Genomic DNA, 16,516 nt, shown 5'->3' with positions numbered 1-16,516 from the left:
CCTATGGCCAACACATCATCTTCCCGGATCGACCTGACACGCGGTACCGGCCCCCAGGGACACCGTGCCCGGATGCGCACCCGCGTCGAAACCAACGGTGCGGAGACCCTTGCCGATTACGAAATTCTGGAAATGCTGCTGTTCCTGGGCATCCCGCGCAAGGACACAAAACCGCTCGCAAAAGGCCTCATCAGCCACTTCGGAAGCCTGATCAACGTCTTTCGCGCACCAACACGCGATCTGCGGAACGCCGGACTGAACGACGATACCATCCGCGCTCTTCGCCTTCCGTCAGTCGCCGCAGAACGTCTTGCCTCCGCCGAAAGCCGCGAGCGTCCGGTTCTGGGGAACTGGCCACAACTGACAAGCTATCTTGAAACGACATTACAAGGCGCGGTTCCCGGACAGCTTCGCATCCTTTATCTGGATAACCGCAACCGCCTCCTTGCGGATGAAGCGGCCCCCAAAGAGGAGGATATCACCTTCCTGAACCGGGCCATCGCCATTCGCGCACTGGCGCTGCATGCTACCGCCATTATCGGCCTGCATGTCCAACCCACTCTCAAATCACCAGCCCTGTCAACGGCTGCAAGAACTCTGGAAACCGCACTTAAGCAACTGTCCATCGTCTTGCATGACATCCTTCTAAGCAATGAAGACAAAAAACTCAGCAGCCTACGCCAGGAAGGTCTCCTTTAAGCCTCATACCCTGCTTCAAAAACAATCCTGCGCATGCAGAAAACATAAAATGAAAGAAAGCTGGCGTTTTCCTGAGCCCGGCTCATCCCCGCACACGCGGGGAACACTCAGTCGGGCGTCTGGCCCCTGCGTCTCGGCCCGGTTCATCCCCGCATGTGCGGGGAACACCATTATCCTCGAAACGAAAGGGAATGAAATGTCGGTTCATCCCCGCATGTGCGGGGAACACTCTTCCTGTTAGATAACTGTTTTCCAACAGAAAAACAGCCCCCGAAAAATCTACCGATTTTTTCAACCTTTTCTGAGAGAGGCTGACGACGCCTTGATCTCGTCCGGGTTACAGTGTCAGAAAAACGAATGACCAACGCTCAGCCTTCTGAAGATGGATTTTCTGACTGTCTGGGAAGTCCCTTCCTTCGGGCCATACCAGCTGCTACAGCCGCGCCGGAGACAACGGATCACGAAACGATTCCTGCTCCTGTTGCACTCCTGAGTGGGCGAGGGCGTCATCTGAACGACGACACACTTCTGAGGCTGATCGTCCATCTTTTTACGGGTCGTGAACAAAAAGCCGAAAGTCTTGTTCCAGCACTTCTGGAACGCTTCGGTTCGCTGGCGGCCCTGCTTTCCGCCAGCAACCGTGAACTCGCTGGCATCAGGGATATGGGCAGCCCCATGATTCCCATGATCCGTGTGCTACAGGAGGCCGCGATTCGGTATAACCGGGAACGGCTACCAACCGCGGATCTGCTCGATAGCGAACAGAAACTGCTCGATTATCTGACAGCCCGCCTTGCCCGTGAAAATATCGAACAGTTCCGCATTCTTTTCCTCAACGACCGGCAGGGCCTGATCGCCGACGAAGCCCAGGCGCGGGGGACCATCAACCATACACCCGTCTATCCAAGAGAAGTCGCCAGACGCGCTGTGGAAGTCGGGGCAACCTCTCTCATCCTGGTGCACAACCACCCTAGCGGTGACCCAACACCCTCACAGGCGGACATCCAGATGACACAGCAGGTTCAGGCCGCACTGGACGTGGTTGGCGTCCAGCTTACTGACCATCTCATTATCGGAAATGGACGCCACACCAGTTTTCAGCGTACGGGCCTGCTCTGAACTCTAACCCGGCCGTTTCAGCGCGGTGGAAGCAGACCCTCAAACGCCAGTTCACCCGGAAGGGCACCACGCGGAAAGATCGTGTTGACATGCCCCATCTTGCGGCCCGGACGGGCTTCACGCTTGCCATATAAATGAAGCGATGCCCCATCCGTGGCCAGAATACCCGGAACACGCGCCATATCTTCCGGTCCAACCAGGTTGTGCATGATCGCATCGGAATGACGGCGCGCAGGCGGTAAAGGCAGACCAGCCACAGCACGGATGTGCATTTCAAACTGATCAATCAGGCAGGCGTCCATGGTCCAGTGCCCGGAATTATGCGGGCGAGGGGCGATCTCGTTCACCAGAAGTCTGCCATCGGCCGCATGGAACATCTCCACACCCATGATACCAACCAAGCCCAACTCCGCCGCAATCTTCATCGCGATCGCCTGAGCCTCCTGAGCCACATCAGGCATGACTCTGGCTGGGGCGAGCGTGATGTCGAGAATACCGTCACGATGGCGATTTTCGACCGTATCGAAACAGCGCACCGTTCCATCAAGCCCACGGACTACCATCACGCTCAACTCACGCTGGAAGTCGATCATCTTCTCAGCCACGAGCGGGTAAGGCAGATCTGTAAGCGCAGAGAGCGCATCAGCACTTTCAACACGGAACTGACCTTTGCCGTCATAACCAAAGCGCGTGGTTTTCAGGATCAGGGGAAAGCCCAGCTCTTCAAGATTTTTCAGATCATCAGGGCCAGACACGGCCTTCCAGGGAGCGAGTTCAATACCAGCGTCCGTCAGACGGGTCTTTTCCAGAATACGATCCTGACTAACACGCAGGATTTCGCCTGCAGGCCGAACAGGCCGATGCTTCGCCAGCAACGACAGACCTTCGGCGCTGATATTCTCAAATTCGAACGTCACCACATCACAGCGGGACGCAAAATCCTCGAGAGCTGCCGGATCATCATACGACCCGACCGTCGCAGACGCCGCAACCTCAATGGCAGGACTTGTCGAAGCAGGATTCAGGATATGGACACGATATCCGAGCTTGGCCGCAGCCATCGCAGACATGCGCCCAAGCTGGCCACCACCAATGATTCCGATCGTGCTTCCCGGTTCAAACACCGCATTCTTCTGCGCAGTCATTCGACTGGCGCATCCGCAACAGCAGCGGTCTGCGTCCCGCGCCAGGCATCCAGCCGCGCGGCAAGTTCAGGATCGGCAAGAGACAGAATGGAAGCCGCCAGAAGACCAGCGTTTTTTGCGCCAGCCTTGCCAATCGCCAACGTTCCTACAGGAACGCCACCGGGCATCTGAACGATGGACAGAAGACTGTCCTGTCCCTTCAGGGCGTGGCTTTCAACAGGGACACCGAGAACAGGAAGAGACGTCCATGCCGCGCACATACCCGGCAGATGCGCAGCCCCGCCAGCCCCCGCGATAATGACGTGCAGTCCACGGCTGCGGGCCGTACGGGCATAGTCTGCAAGACGGTCAGGCGTACGATGCGCCGAGACAATGCGTCGCTCATGGACGATGCTTAGCTCATCCAGAATATCGCAGGCGTGACGCATGGTTTCCCAGTCAGACTGACTGCCCATGATGACGCCAACGCGCACGGCATCTTCGGCCTGAATTATCTCGTTGGAAGAAAGGATCTGGCTCATCAGGCAATGTTATCCGGAATCAGACGGGTCTCGATCCAGGAAATCTCGTCTTTGAGCTGCAGCTTGCGCTTTTTAAGGCGCTGGAGCTGGAGCTGATTGAGGGGATGGTCCACCAGACGCTCGATAACCGTGTCAAGATCGCGATGCTCGCTCCGAAGCTCATGGAGGCGTCTGAGCATGGCATTATTGTCGGTCATCATCGCTGTCAGTCCCGGAACTCTATCAGGACATGATGGAGAACTGAAAGCATTCCGTCCACCATCATGTCTCCATATCACGACCGAAAAAGTATGAACCTTTCACGGTCCGCACCAACAGAAAAAGGATGCAACCCGGTCCGGGGCTGCATCCTTTTTCTGTGACTTAGAGAGCTTCGTCTTCGTGGGCGTCAAATGAGCTCACGACCGGAAGGGTATGACCCTCACGGGCGAGACGATCGTTTGCTGCAGAGACGGCAGCATTCAGATCCATCTGGGTGCAAAGGCCAAGAATAACCGGATCACGCGGCTTGATGTTGGCGCTGTTCCAATGCTGCCGGTCACGTACCTTGATGATGGTGTCCTTCGTCGTACCAAGCAGCTTGACGATCTGCGCTTCCGTGAGTTGTGGGAACTGGCGCAGGATGAACGCAATTGCATCCGGACGGTCATTGCGCTTGGCCACCGGCGTATAACGCGCGCCCTTGGCGCGACGCTTTACCGGGCTTCCAGAAGACAGGATCTTGAGCTTGCTATCCGGATTGGCTTCGCACCGCTTGATCTCGGCTTCGGAAAGCTGATGGTTCTTGACCGGATCGTAGCCGTTGATCCCGGCTGCAACTTCACCGTCAGCAATAGCCTGCACTTCAAGCGGATGCATGCCGCAGAATTCAGCAATCTGTGTGAATGTCAGGCCGGTTTTTTCGATCAGCCAGACGGCCGTGGCCTTGGGCATCAAAGGCAGGGTCATGTCAGTGCGTTCCTTTTGGGGCGCTTTAGGGGCCCGCGAAAGCGCAGGCACCGATTGGCGTACCCGGAGAGGAGAAACTGAGAACCCGCTCGGGATATGATCGCGGCACCTGCTGGATGCGCGGCGATAATGGAAACGGTATGGGGCACCATCCGGCCTCTGGTCAAGGTCGAAACGGCAGGGCTGAACAAAAAGCAGCCCTGCCACTTTTAATCAGGCCGCGTGAGGCGCTCCTACCTGGCAGCGGGAGCTTTCCGCTCCCATAGCAGCCGGGGTCATAACAGCCCCCGCAGGCCCCGTGACAATCGGGATACGTCGCGGACGCGCGGCCTCGGGAACGACCTGCCGCACGACGATGGTCAGCAGACCATTTCGAAGCTCTGCCTGATCAATTTCCGTGTGGTCTGCCAGAGCGAAACGACGTTCAAATGCCCTCGTTGCAATCCCACGATGGAGCCATTCACGCTCGCGGTTGCCTTCAGGCACCCGCCCACGAATGACAAGCGTATTGTCTTCCTGAAGCACCTCAACGTCTTCCGGCCCAAACCCGGCAAGCGCCATGGTCAGAGCGTAGTCCGTCTCTGCGGTTTTTTCGATATTGTAAGGGGGATAGCTCGGCATAGCCTGAGCATTGGCAGCATTTCCGGCGACACGGGCCAGACGGTCAAAGCCAATTGCGCTGCGAAACAATGGCGTAAAGTCATAGGACATGGAAACCTCCTTAAGGCAGGATTCATCTAATGCAGCTCCCTAAAAGGCGAACTGCTATTGGTCTATCGGCCATGACCCGAAAGGCGTCATGACCGATATTCCAGATGGTACCTGTCCTGCGACGCTTCAAGAGGCGCGCATGGAGGTAGACAAGCTTACTTGCGGGTACCGATACCAGCGAAGCGCTTGTTGAACTTGGCAACCTGGCCCCCGGTGTCGAGCATACGCTGCACGCCCGTCCATGCCGGATGGGACTTCGGGTCAACGTCCAGACGCAGGGTGGCGCCCGGCTGGCCGTAGCAGGAGCGGGTCTTGTATTCGGTGCCATCGGTCATGATGACGGTGATTTCGTGGTAGTCGGGATGGATGCCGGATTTCATGAATTCTCTACTCCAGGAAGAAAGCTCCGATACCGACCGGAGCGAATCATGAGGCGCGTATAACGGAAAGTACCGCAGGATGAAAGCAGACTTTACGGGATTGCCTAAGTCCGTTTATTTCTGGGCGGATGCAGGCATAACTTTTCAGGCCTGCAACCGCATTCCTGCGGCTCCCCCAAGAAAGGTTTCTATATGAGCGAAACGAAACACGCCCTGCACACTCCGGGCTGGGTCAGCGACTTCCAGAAATTCATCATGCGCGGCAATGTTCTGGATCTCGCCGTCGGTGTGATCATCGGCGCAGCCTTCACCACTATCGTGAACAGTGCTGTCAAGGACGTGCTGACGCCGTTCATCGGCCTTCTAACGGGTGGTGTGGATTTTTCCAACCTGTTCATCACGCTTAAAGGTCCGGTCAAGGATACGCTGGAAGAAGCACAGAAGGCTGGGGCCGTCACCGTCAATATCGGCGTGTTCCTGAATGCTGTTATCCAGTTCCTGATCGTTGCTTTCTTCATCTTCTGGGTTGTGCGTCTGATCGGCAAGCTTCACCGCAAGGAAGAAGCTGCACCGGCCGCTCCGCCAGCACCCAGCAAGGAAGAAGTTCTGCTGACGGAAATCCGCGACATCCTCGCCAACAAAGCATCCTGATGTCGCAGCAGGCCCTTCCCGGAACGACCGTCATTCGGAGAATGAGCGTACTTGTTCTGACGACAGGCCTGCTTGCAGGATGTGTGGCACGCCCGATGGAAGGCGTGCCACCATCCCCGAATGCTCGCTTATACGCCTATCTCGTGGCTCACGGCATGGCGCGTGGAGCATTGATGGGCGGACGGATTACCGCCCAAAATGTTCCAAAGCTGATTTCTCTGGATCATGATGCCCAAAAGGCCGTTCTGAATGCAATGCGCCTTCAGACCACCTCGGAAAACCGGAAGGCAGACGCTGCAATCGCAGCCCTTCTAACCAGCTTTTCGAGTTAAAGAGCCAGACATCACGCACAAAAAAAACCGGCCCTTATGGAGCCGGTTTTTTTTGTCTCAAGCTTTTGGAGAAACGCTCACTCCGCGTCGGGAGCGGAGCCACTCTTCCGAAGACGCTTCTCTCCCATCAGCAGCAGAAGTGGTGCTGCAATGAAGATGGAGGAAGACGTCCCAACCACAATACCGAACAGCATGACAGTCGCAAAACCTGTCAGGGTACTGCCACCGAACAGCGCCAGCGGCAGAGCTGCCAGGAACACCGTCATGGACGTTCCAAGCGTACGGTTCAGCGTCTCGTTGATGGACAGATCCAGAAGTTCCCGCAGCGGCATCGTACGGTACTTCCGCAGATTTTCGCGGATGCGGTCATAAACCACGACCTTGTCATTGGTTGAATAGCCAAGGATCGTCAGTAGCGCCGCCACCATCACCAGATCAAATTCGAAGCGTGTGATGGCCAGAAAGCCAACTGTCTTCGTCAAATCAAGGATAAGCGTGACCACCGCGCTAATGGCGAACTCACGCTCAAAGCGGATCCAGATATAGGCCAGAATCATCGCAAGGCTGAAACCGAGCGCCAGCAGGCCATCCCGGAACAGTTCGGAAGACACGGAAGCACCGACGGCATCTGCACGCAGAACCTGCGTTCCAGGTTCTGCCGCAGAGATGGCGGTCTTCACACCATCCACCAGCTTCTGCGTCTGGGCCTCACGATCCGCACCATCAGGAGCATTGATCGAGATACGCACATCACGCGGCGAACCAAAAGCCTGTACGGCATCCGGATGAATGCCTGCCTTTTCCAGAGCAGAGCGCAGCTTGCCAAAATCAGCCGCACCCGGCGTCTGGGCCTCGACAATAATACCACCCCGGAAATCCAGACCGAGCTTCAGGCCCGGCTGAAAGAACAGGATGACGGACGCGATGGAGAGAACCGCCGAGACGATAAGCCCCATGTGACGGCCGCGCATGAAGTTTATGCGCCGATCGTCACGGACAAAACGGAGTAGGGGACGTGACAGCATGACGTTCAGACCGGCAGTTCTTTGGGACGGGCAAGGGCATACCACCGCACGACAAGGAAGCGTGACAGCAGCAGGGTCGTGAAGAGGGTCGTCACGATACCGATCGTGATGGTCAGGGCGAAGTTTCGCACAGGCCCCGTGCCGAACACGAACAGCATGACATGGGCCAGAAACGCCGTTGCGTTACTATCCACGATCGTACTGGTGGCGCGTTCGAACCCGGCCTGCAGAGCCTGTAATGGCCCGCGACCACGCTTCACTTCCTCACGGATACGCTCGTTGATCAGAATGTTGGCATCAACAGCCATACCCAATGTCAGAAGCATACCCGCCATACCCGGCAGTGTCAGCGTGGCCTGGAAGAGTGACAGGATCGCCACCATCAGAATCAGGTTCGCGAACAGGGCAATATCTGCATAGAGGCCGAAACGCCCGTAGAAGAGCACCATAAACACAACAACCAGCAGGAACCCAGCGCCAAGGCTGATAATTCCAGCATGGATAGAAGCTGCACCAAGGCTCGGGCCAATCGTCCGCTGCTCAATAACAGCGAGCGGAGCCGGAAGGGCACCGGCACGCAACAAAAGAGCAAGATCGGACGCACTGTGAGCATCAAATCCACCCGTGATCTGACCGCTTCCAGCCGTGATCGGGTTGATGATATTCGGCGCTTCAATGACCTTGTCGTCCAGCACAATGGCAAAACGCTTGCCAACATTTGCACGGGTTGTGTTCGCAAAGGCCGTCGCACCAGCACTGTTGAGCTGGAAGGTCACAGCCCAACCACCGCTTTGCTGATCAATAACAGCACCAGCATTCGTCAGGTCTGTTCCGTCAACATCGACATGATCCTGCACCGCAACCTGAGAGTGCGTGCTGATATCCTCAAGCATCGCAGAGCCAGGGCTTGCAACGCTAGGATTGGGCGCCAGCAGACGGAACGTCAGACGGGCAGTCGTGCCCAGAAGGGTCTTGATCCGCTCTGGATCGCTAACGCCCGGCAGTTCCACAACAATCCGGTCATCACCTTCACGGGCAATGCTCGGATCAATCGCGCCTGTCGCATCAATACGGCGACGCACGATCTCGATGGACTGAGCGACGGCATCGCGTGCCCGGGCCAGCATGGCATCATGCTGCAACGTCAGAACGATACGGCCATTGTTTTCGGCCACATGGAACTCGTCCGGCACCACAACCGGAAGATCCTGCATGGTCTTTAAAGCAGCAGCACGCTCTTCATCAGAGCGAGGCTCGAAGCTAAGGCTGGCAGTCTGATCATCCTTCTGGAAGTCCCGGTAACCAAGGGACTTGTCCAGAAGGGTCTGACGAGCCTGATCCTGCAAGGACTGCAAGCGGTCATGCTCAAGGGACTTCAGATCAAGCTGAAGAAGCAGATAGGATCCACCTCGAAGATCAAGGCCAAGATGGATCTGCCGCCAGGGCAGGGACGGCGTGGGGGCACGCATGAAATTGGGCAGACACAGCAGGAGGCCGATCAGGCAAACGCCTGCGACGCCCAGCAGTCTGAGCCGGCTGTAATACATCATAACGGGTCGAGATGTCCTCGGCGGGTTTGGACGGTTCGAGTTTCTTGCGCGGGACCATGCCGCTTCCGCAATGCCGATGCAACCTTTCACCAACATTGCGGACCTATTCTGGACCTGACGACTTTGCGAAGGCGCGGCAGGCTGGTAATCCTGTCACGCATGAACACTCGGCGACAGCTTCGGGTCGGCATCGTCGGTGCCGGTCATTTCGGGCGGTTTCACGCTCTCAAGTCAGCAGCAAATCCGGATGAAAATCTGGTGGCGCTTTTTGACCCTGACCCGGCCAGGGCCGCTGCTGTTGCCTGTGAAGCAAAATGCGCAGTAGCCTCCACTTACGAAGCCCTTCTTGCAAACGTCGAAGCTGTCATCATCGCAGCACCAGCTGAGTACCATTTCGAGCTGGCCAGCGAGGCGCTTGAAGCTGATCGTCATGTTCTGGTGGAAAAGCCCATCGCCGCAACACTGGACGAAGCATATCGACTAGCGGAAATTGCCGCGAAAACAGGGAAGGTCCTTCAGGTTGGGCATCTGCTTCGGTATTCGGCGGAACATAAAGCCATTACCGAACGGATCACAAAGCCGCTTTACATCGAAGCGACCCGCATCGCGCCTTTCAAGCCGCGCGGAACGGACGTATCGGTCATTCTCGACCTCATGATTCATGATCTTGATCTGGTTCTGGCAATTGTGGATAGCCCGATTGCCGCCATTGATGCCATTGGTGCGGCCGTGTCGAGCGAGCATGAAGATATTGCGAATGCCCGCGTGCGCTTCGAAAATGGTTGCGTTGCCACGATTACCGCAAGCCGAATTTCCCTTAAAACAGAACGACGTATGCGACTTTTCTCACAGGACGGATACCTGTCTGCTGACTTCATGGAGCGCAAACTGAGCTTTATCGGGCGTGAGCGCGGCCTACCGCTTCCGGGCACCGGCGGCTTCCGACGAGAAGCCATAAGCTGGAACGACCACGATAACCTGACAGTGGAACATCAGGCCTTTGCAGCCTCATGCCTTGAAGGTGCCCCCGTGCTTGTGGACGCACAGGCTGGTATTCGCGCTTTGGATGCCGCGATCCGCGTCACGGAAAGCATTCACACCTCTCGAAAAACAATGGAACTTTCAGGTCTCATTCCTACGATGGGCCAGACCTGAAGTCACATCAGCAATTCATTAAGATTGCAGCTCTTCTTTTTTAACCTCAAGCTCCAGCCACTGCTCTTCGGCTTCGGTCAAAGCATTTTCCGAGGCCTGAAGGGCATCGCTGATCTTCGTGAATTTTGCAGGATCACGACTATAGAGCGCAGGGTCTGCCAGAGCTTCGCGATAGGCTACAATATCTTTCTCCAGCTTGGCCATTTTACCAGGAAGGAGATCGAGCGCACGCTTGTCGTTATAACTAAGCTTCGTCTGCTTTTTATCTGATTTTACAGTATTTTTTCCGACAGAAATCTGTAATGGCTTTTCCTCGACGCTCCGTTCAGCAGGGGCTTCACCGCGCCGCTGAACAAGCATGTCAGAATATCCGCCGGCATACTCGATCCACTGACCCTTCCCCTCGGATACGAGAACCGAGCCAGCAACACGGTCTAGAAAGTCACGGTCATGGCTGACAAGGAGAACAGTGCCAGCATAATCGGCCAGCATATCCTGCAAAAGATCCAGCGTTTCCAGATCAAGGTCATTGGTAGGCTCATCCAGCACCATCAGGCTGGATGGCTTTGCCAACGCGCAGGCAAGAGCTAAACGCCCACGCTCTCCACCTGACAACTTACCAACGGGCGTACGGGCCTGCTCTGGGCGGAACATGAAATCCTTCATGTAACCAATAACGTGCCGCTTCTCTGTTCCGACCTGCACCATGTCGCCGCTACCACCGGTCAGGGTGTCAGAGAGCGTCTTGATCGGATCCAGACTTTCCCGCTGCTGATCCAACGTGACCATAGCAACGGATGGGCCAATATAGACAGAGCCTTGCTGGGGAGCCATTCGCCCCGTCAGCAGACGGATCAAGGTCGTCTTACCAGCGCCATTGGCGCCTACAAGTCCGAGACGGTCTCCACGCAGGATCTTGAGGTCGAGATTTTCAACGATCTGGCGGTCATCATAGGCCCAGCCAAGGTTTTCCGCCCCAATCGTGATCTTACCTGCTCCATCCGATTCCGTGGCAGCCATCCGAAGCGTGCCATTTCCTCGGGAAGCGATTTCCTGACGGTTGTTCCTTAACGTCGCAAGCTCGGCCACACGGCGAACGTTACGCTTGCGCCGCGCGGTTACGCCGTAACGCATCCAGTCTTCTTCACGGGCGATCTGACGATCAAGCTTATGAGCGTCGCGCTCTTCCTGCTCCAGAACCTCATCACGCCAGGTTTCGTAACGCGAGAAGCCCTGATCCAGACGACGCGTCTTACCCTGCTCAAGCCAGACAACGCTTCGAGACAGTGTTTCCAGAAGCCGCCGATCATGGCTAATGACGATCATGGCGCAGCGAGAGGCCGCCAGCTCTTTTTCAAGCCACGTGATTGTCGGCAGATCGAGATGGTTGGTGGGCTCATCCAGAAGCAATAAATCCGGCTCGGCGGCCAGAGCGCGGGCGAGGGCACAACGACGAACTTCTCCACCAGAGAGCCTTTCGCACCCTTCGTCACCTGTCATGCCCAGTTCAGCCAGCATGGCGCGCGCACGATAGTGTTCCGTTTCATCCAGACCATCAGCAACGTAATGGAATGTCGAAGGATAGGTGGAGAGATCAGGCTCCTGGGCCAGATAATGGACCTTCACCCCCGGCTGAACGAAACGTGTTCCGTCATCGGCGGTGATATCTCCAGACGCTATTTTCAGAAGCGTGGATTTACCCGAGCCGTTCCGCCCGACCAGGCAAATGCGTTCTCCTGGCAACACGCCAAGCTCCGCTCCATCAAGGAGAGGGCGTCCGCCGAGAGTGTAAGTGATATTCTGTAGAAGAAGAATGGGTGCCGACATGCCTCCTATGTGTCGCAGGAGGCGTCAGCCCGCAAGGCACCCAGCCACTGTTTTCAACTTAAACTGGTGCTACGCCACCAGTAACAGCCTGATACGTCGCAACAGCCAGAGCCAGTGGCTCAAAAGGCTTTGTAATCACGAACGAAGGCTCATGCGCCTCTCCGGTCAGAAGGCGCTCCGGATAGGCCGTTACAAAAATGACGGGCGTTTCGTGCATTTTCAGAATGCGGCCCACAGCGTGCATGCCGTCTCCACCACCACCCAGATTAATATCCGCCAGAATCAGACCCGGCTTTGTCTCCGCAGCCAGCTTGACGGCATCGGCTTCCGTATGAGCCACTCCGGCAATCTTGTGACCGCACCGCTCGACAAGATCCTGAATGTCCATCGCAATAATGGGCTCATCTTCAATAATGAGCACTGATGTCTGGGCAATTCCCTGCAATGCGTGACGCGCGGTACCCAACTCACCCGCAGCTTCGTCTTCTGAAATCGAGAGCGCCCGTGCCGCCGATGCCAAAGACTGCTCTTCCAGAGAGGTCAGAAGAAGCAAAGCACGCTGAGTAAGTGTCATGCCTCTCTGAGACGTAGTTTTCTGAGAAAACTCCTGCACAAGCTTGCCATAAAGAGCCAGTCGGGCAGGGAGGTCCGCATTTTCACCCGTCAGCAGATCTTTCAGGGCACTGGCGACGAGCCGATCTCCCTGAAGCTGATCGCCAGCCAACGCACGGGCAAAACGACGGGCATAGGGCAGCGCCGCGATAAGTTCCTGACGTGCCGTGTCAGTCATGAGTCCTTGGCCTCTTGTAGAATGGCCGCACGGAAACCTTATAAGAAGCTATCCGTTTGCGGCGGTTGAATAATCATGACACGACCAGCAGGACGCGCCTAGTGTTCGTTATCCGGTCTCACTTCATATCCTCCGTCGAAAGGATAGTCTTCTGACAATGCCTGTTTCCGGCCCTGTCCCGGCTCCGCAGGAGAGAAGAGGCATTTCCTTTCATCAGGAGTTGCTGAAAACGCTCCCCGATCTCCGCGGTTTTGCCCGCTTCCTGACGCGCGACGCGACGGCAGCGGATGATCTCGTGCAGGATACCGTGGTTCGGGCGTTGGCATCACAGAGCCAGTTCGAAACAGGGACAACCCTCAAAGCGTGGCTGTTCACAATCCAGAGAAATGCTTTTTACGAACAGCGAAGACGATCGTCCCGCGAGCAGGAAATCATGCAGGATTTTGAGCTTGATATGCCTGTATCGTCTGAAGCGCCTTCAATGCAAAGCGCCAGAGACGCTGTCACGGATCTCGGAGAGCTTCTCTGGAAACTGCCTGACCTTCTCCGTGAGGCCATCATTCTGGTAGGCGCACAGGAGCTTTCTTACGAAGATGCGGCCTGTATCTGCAATGTTCCTCCCGGCACCATGAAGGCACGCGTTTCCAGAGCCCGCAGCCAGTTGGCCTCCCTGAGCGCGACAGAAAATCCACACGAAATTTACACCTAACATACTGTTAAATAATACGTTTTAAGAAAATATGAAAAAAAGATCGTTTGGATGCAACGATCCTGAAGTCCCGTTCATTGATCTCATGAAACAGGACGAAATCAGGAGTATTTCCCATGACGTTCCATGATCAGGTCATCGCCATTCTTCCGAAGCTTCGTATTCAGGCTCTGTCTCTGACACGAAACCGTGCTGCTGCGGAGGATCTGGTTCAGGACGCCGTGTGTAACGCTCTTGCAGCCCAGAACAGCTTCATTCCAGGTACCAACTTCTCGGCTTGGATGCATCGCATTCTGCGCAACCGGTTCATCTCGGATCTGCGTAAACGTCGTGAGACGACGGACATCGATGATGTGCCGGCTTCCACATTTGCGAGTCCGGCAACACATGAAGACAGCCTTGCACTCAAAGACCTGTCTCTGGCCCTGTCTCGCCTTCCGGCCGACCAGCGAGAAGCTCTTGTCATGGTTGTCATTCAAGGCATGAGCTACGAAGATCTGGCTGCAGCTACTGATTGCGCCGTTGGCACCGCCAAGAGCCGTGTTTTCCGTGCACGCCGTCAGCTTGAAGCCTGGATGACCGGCGAAATGCCGAGCAACGACAAGCTCCGCGTCAAGGTAAAGGCCCTGCGCGAAGCCATTGATGCTCGTACTCGTGATGGTAAATCATCAGACGATCTGTTTCTTTCCTGAGCCTGAAGCAACTTTTGGCCTTGCGCTAATGTTATAACTTCGTCCATTTCGGAACTAAGGCAATTGCGGCAGCCTTGCCGCAATTTGTAAACATTCCGTTACTGCCGCGGTTAGTCATCTCCTGATATTGAGACGACAGACCGCAGGCAGTTCGCAGGGACAGGAGCGGTTGCTCTCCTTTGTCACAGAAAGGCTCAGGACTAGAACATGACCGGAGGAGACAAGTCCCAATCCTCATCCGGAAAATCGAAAGTGGAAGACAATGATTCTCCTTTCGGTGTCTGGCTGAGTCGCGGACTTCATCAGCTCTTTGACGATGTCGCGAATGAACCGATTCCCGAAGAACTTCTCAAACTGATCGAAGAAGACCGCAATAAATGAGAAGTTCAGCAGCCCGATCTGACGTGACAGGTCGGCGGTCTTAAGGGGTCTGGTCATTCCTTATCGCAGAATGATTTTCCGCAGCGTAAGAATGCTCGACACTGTCAGTGCCCGTGTTATGGCGCTGATTGTCGCAACAACGCTCCCACTTGCCACCATCGCGGGACTCCTTGCCTGGCACAGTTATCAGGAAAATGTAGGAAATGCTCTCTCTCGAACTGAGAAAGACGCACAGACTGCCCTCTCCGAATTATCCAGCGACATGGACCAGACCCATACCGTTCTCGACATGCTCGCAGAGAGAGATGTATCGGCCGACAATGCCCTGAGAGAATTTGGCCTCGTCCAGACCATATCCCAGCATCATTACTGCTCTCTGGTCCTGACAGATCAGGAAGGGCGTCCGTCTGTTGTTCTGCCTCCTCCATCTTCGCAAGACCCGGCCATCTGTACATCTGGTGAGTTGCTACCGACGCTTTATGACGGAGCTGAACGCCCCAATATCGGCGTAGATGTTCTAAAAGGTAATCGGGGACCCCTGATCCGTTTTGTAGTTCCCCTCATGAACCAGGGTGTCATCGGAGGCTACATCATTGCGGTTCGTACTCTTGGGTGGCAGCGAAGCCATCTACCTCTAGGAGACGGCCGACTTCTCCTGGGTGTCAACGACAACGCCCGCCATCTGTTACTGATGGGCGACGGATCGATCTTTTCGCTATTTCCAGATCACCCAGGCACACCTGAAATGCCCGCTACAGTTCATGATCGCCTCAAGGCCGATCTTGCGCGGCATGCCCTACACGATGCCTTCACAGTCAAAGGCACGACGTATGTTCTCCAGAACGCGTATGGCCCGGTCAGCCTTCTCGTCGTCACCGAGCGCACCCACGAAGAAAACAGGGCTCTTAACATTTTCCTCATCCGGGTGGGGCTTATTGCGGGCCTGCTCGCGCTTGAACTGATTGGCGTCGCCCTGGCTGCGAGAGCTTTTCTGGTGGAACCACTTGAACGACTTGCCCTTGCGGTTGCTGAATGGAGGCGTGGCGCCTCATTTGATCCCCGGATCAACCGTTCCATCCCGCTGGAAATCCGTCATCTTGAACGGGCATTTCTCAGAGCGACACGTCGGCTCACGCGTCACGAACGTGAGCTGGAAAAGTCTGCCCACCATCAGGACATGTTGATTCGGGAAATTCACCACCGGGTCAAAAACAACCTTCAGGTTGTCGCATCGCTGTTGAACCTGCAGGCCAGCCGCATCCGATCCCATGAAGCCCGGGAAGAATTCAGACTGGTACGCGACAGAGTAAGGGCACTCGCCACACTGCATCGCTATCTTTATTCGGAAAATGGCCTGTCTGCGTTGGACGTTCAAAGCTTCCTTGAAGAGCTCTGCTCCATTCTGTTTTCCGCTCACAATATGAATACACAGACTCGCATCCGGTTGAAGCTGGACATCGAGCACGTGCTGATTTCACCCGATCAGGCTGTTCCAGTGGCGCTCATTGTGACGGAAGTCGTCAGCAACGCGCTGCGCTACGCCTTTCCCGAGAACCGCTCTGGCGTCATCCGTATCTCCCTTCGTCGCGTAGCCAACCCGCCTCCAGAAAAAGAGGGCCTTGTAGAGCTCGAATTGGGAGACAATGGAATTGGCCTGGACGCCTCCCGGGCGTCCGAATCCCGAACACGTCGGGAAGGCATCGGCATCCAGTTGATTCGGGGGTTTGCACGTCAGATCAACGCAGATCTGCTGATCAGCAATGATAACGGCACCTGGTACAATCTGAAATTCGTGCCGGCCGATCCTATCCCGACCGCAGTCGCACTTGCGCAGCAGGCTATCAACCAGAGTGATTCGGCCAATACATAGGGCGACACTGA

19 protein-coding genes are annotated in these 16,516 nt (G+C 55.9%); 9 read left to right on the top strand and 10 right to left on the bottom strand.

Annotation, left to right across the window (positions count from 1 at the left end; translation table 11 throughout):
* Positions 1-3: 3 nt before the first annotated feature.
* Entirely contained in the window at positions 4-699 is a 696-nt protein-coding gene (locus GFR01_RS12230; RefSeq protein ID WP_063904654.1) for a JAB domain-containing protein, read from the top strand.
* 357 nt (positions 700-1,056) lie between these two features.
* Positions 1,057-1,818 carry a RadC family protein gene (gene radC, locus GFR01_RS12225; RefSeq protein ID WP_099182674.1) on the top strand — a complete coding sequence of 254 codons (762 nt, stop codon included), beginning with the start codon at positions 1,057-1,059 and terminating at the stop codon, positions 1,816-1,818.
* Between the two features lie 17 nt (positions 1,819-1,835).
* Here radC and GFR01_RS12220 read toward each other — a convergent pair whose 3' ends face one another.
* The 6 genes from GFR01_RS12220 to rpmE all read right to left on the bottom strand — a co-directional run bounded on the left by GFR01_RS12220 (position 1,836) and on the right by rpmE (position 5,523).
* Entirely contained in the window at positions 1,836-2,963 is a 1,128-nt protein-coding gene (locus GFR01_RS12220; protein WP_099182673.1) for a 5-(carboxyamino)imidazole ribonucleotide synthase, read from the bottom strand.
* On the bottom strand, positions 2,960-3,484 hold the full coding sequence (purE, locus tag GFR01_RS12215) for a 5-(carboxyamino)imidazole ribonucleotide mutase (RefSeq protein WP_063904657.1): 525 nt from the start codon (positions 3,482-3,484) through the stop codon (positions 2,960-2,962). Before purE ends, GFR01_RS12220 begins: the two co-directional genes overlap by 4 nt.
* On the bottom strand, positions 3,484-3,684 hold the full coding sequence (locus GFR01_RS12210; RefSeq protein ID WP_007281975.1) for a YdcH family protein: 201 nt from the start codon (positions 3,682-3,684) through the stop codon (positions 3,484-3,486). The genes purE and GFR01_RS12210 overlap by 1 nt, the downstream gene beginning before the upstream one ends.
* 163 nt (positions 3,685-3,847) lie before the next feature.
* On the bottom strand, positions 3,848-4,432 hold the full coding sequence (locus GFR01_RS12205) for a DUF1013 domain-containing protein (RefSeq protein WP_063904658.1): 585 nt from the start codon (positions 4,430-4,432) through the stop codon (positions 3,848-3,850).
* A gap of 213 nt (positions 4,433-4,645) precedes the next feature.
* Positions 4,646-5,143, bottom strand: a complete 498-nt coding sequence (locus GFR01_RS12200) for an Hsp20 family protein (protein ID WP_099182672.1) — start codon at positions 5,141-5,143, stop codon at positions 4,646-4,648.
* A 155-nt stretch (positions 5,144-5,298) separates the two neighbouring features.
* A complete protein-coding gene (gene rpmE / locus GFR01_RS12195; RefSeq protein ID WP_063904660.1) occupies positions 5,299-5,523 on the bottom strand; it encodes a 50S ribosomal protein L31 in 225 nt (74 codons plus the stop codon).
* A 192-nt stretch (positions 5,524-5,715) separates the two neighbouring features.
* On the opposite strand from rpmE, the gene mscL reads away from it, so the two are divergent.
* A complete protein-coding gene (gene mscL, locus GFR01_RS12190; RefSeq protein ID WP_063904661.1) occupies positions 5,716-6,174 on the top strand; it encodes a large conductance mechanosensitive channel protein MscL in 459 nt (152 codons plus the stop codon).
* The gene (locus GFR01_RS12185; protein WP_099182671.1) at positions 6,174-6,506 is read left to right on the top strand and encodes a hypothetical protein; all 333 of its coding nucleotides are present in this window, start codon (positions 6,174-6,176) and stop codon (positions 6,504-6,506) included. The genes mscL and GFR01_RS12185 overlap by 1 nt, the downstream gene beginning before the upstream one ends.
* A 77-nt stretch (positions 6,507-6,583) precedes the next feature.
* On the opposite strand, the gene secF is transcribed toward GFR01_RS12185, so the two are convergent.
* Both secF and secD read right to left on the bottom strand, forming a co-directional pair.
* Positions 6,584-7,531 (bottom strand): protein translocase subunit SecF, encoded by a 948-nt coding sequence (gene secF / locus GFR01_RS12180; protein WP_099182670.1) that lies wholly within the window; start codon positions 7,529-7,531, stop codon positions 6,584-6,586.
* A 5-nt stretch (positions 7,532-7,536) separates the two neighbouring features.
* Complete coding sequence (gene secD, locus GFR01_RS12175) at positions 7,537-9,078, bottom strand: protein translocase subunit SecD (protein ID WP_099182776.1); 1,542 nt, start codon at positions 9,076-9,078, stop codon at positions 7,537-7,539.
* 162 nt (positions 9,079-9,240) lie between these two features.
* Here secD and GFR01_RS12170 point away from each other — a divergent pair, with 162 nt between their 5' ends.
* Complete coding sequence (locus tag GFR01_RS12170) at positions 9,241-10,236, top strand: Gfo/Idh/MocA family protein (protein ID WP_099182669.1); 996 nt, start codon at positions 9,241-9,243, stop codon at positions 10,234-10,236.
* 18 nt (positions 10,237-10,254) lie between these two features.
* On the opposite strand, the gene GFR01_RS12165 is transcribed toward GFR01_RS12170, so the two are convergent.
* Both GFR01_RS12165 and GFR01_RS12160 read right to left on the bottom strand, forming a co-directional pair.
* The gene (locus tag GFR01_RS12165) at positions 10,255-12,063 is read right to left on the bottom strand and encodes an ABC-F family ATP-binding cassette domain-containing protein (RefSeq protein ID WP_099182668.1); all 1,809 of its coding nucleotides are present in this window, start codon (positions 12,061-12,063) and stop codon (positions 10,255-10,257) included.
* A gap of 58 nt (positions 12,064-12,121) precedes the next feature.
* Positions 12,122-12,853, bottom strand: coding sequence for a response regulator (locus GFR01_RS12160; RefSeq protein ID WP_099182667.1), 732 nt, complete (start codon positions 12,851-12,853; stop codon positions 12,122-12,124).
* Between the two features lie 220 nt (positions 12,854-13,073).
* Here GFR01_RS12160 and GFR01_RS12155 point away from each other — a divergent pair, with 220 nt between their 5' ends.
* The 4 genes from GFR01_RS12155 (at position 13,074) to GFR01_RS12145 (ending at position 16,505) form a co-directional block, all read left to right on the top strand.
* Entirely contained in the window at positions 13,074-13,562 is a 489-nt protein-coding gene (locus tag GFR01_RS12155) for a sigma-70 family RNA polymerase sigma factor (protein ID WP_063904818.1), read from the top strand.
* Positions 13,563-13,678: 116 nt separating this feature from the next.
* Positions 13,679-14,254 (top strand): sigma-70 family RNA polymerase sigma factor, encoded by a 576-nt coding sequence (locus GFR01_RS12150; RefSeq protein WP_099182666.1) that lies wholly within the window; start codon positions 13,679-13,681, stop codon positions 14,252-14,254.
* A gap of 207 nt (positions 14,255-14,461) precedes the next feature.
* Complete coding sequence (locus tag GFR01_RS15740; RefSeq protein ID WP_167384250.1) at positions 14,462-14,635, top strand: NepR family anti-sigma factor; 174 nt, start codon at positions 14,462-14,464, stop codon at positions 14,633-14,635.
* Positions 14,636-14,726: 91 nt separating this feature from the next.
* Positions 14,727-16,505, top strand: coding sequence for a sensor histidine kinase (locus GFR01_RS12145; RefSeq protein WP_244902284.1), 1,779 nt, complete (start codon positions 14,727-14,729; stop codon positions 16,503-16,505).
* Positions 16,506-16,516 lie beyond the last annotated feature (11 nt).

Origin of the sequence: Gluconobacter frateurii (genome assembly GCF_002723955.1) — a bacterium.
In the GTDB taxonomy this organism is placed as follows: domain Bacteria; phylum Pseudomonadota; class Alphaproteobacteria; order Acetobacterales; family Acetobacteraceae; genus Gluconobacter; species Gluconobacter frateurii.
The sequence above is the reverse complement of the archived record's forward strand: the minus strand, read 5'-3'. Positions and strand labels throughout refer to the sequence as shown.